This is a genomic window from Staphylococcus pasteuri (assembly GCF_030547725.1).
Taxonomy (GTDB): Bacteria; Bacillota; Bacilli; order Staphylococcales; family Staphylococcaceae; genus Staphylococcus; species Staphylococcus pasteuri.
Window position 1 is genome coordinate 1 of sequence record NZ_JAUOQO010000546.1, and the last position, 257, is coordinate 257.

1 protein-coding gene is annotated in these 257 nt (G+C 58.0%); it reads left to right on the forward strand.

Going from position 1 to position 257, the window contains the following annotated elements:
• On the forward strand, nt 1–255 hold a 255-nt coding region (locus Q4528_RS14675; RefSeq protein WP_303522394.1), incomplete at its 5' end, for a YitT family protein.
• Between the last annotated feature and the right edge of the window lie 2 nt (nt 256–257).

Genomic DNA, 257 nt, shown 5'->3' on the forward strand with positions numbered 1-257 from the left:
GCCGGGGGGATGACGATCCTCGGGATCATTTTGGAACAAAAAACCGGGTTCAAGGCCGGCTGGTTCCAGCTTTCGGTGGATGCCTTTGTCTTTCTGGCTTCGGCCTTTGTGCTCAGCCCGTCCCAGTTGGCATATTCGTTCCTGGGAACGTTGATCACCAATTTCGCAGTGATCTGGAATTTTGATGTCGCCCAAAGCGCAACGGGGCGTCCGGGGTATGGCCGCCCGGCCAACAGCCCGCCTCCCTTGCAATAGCG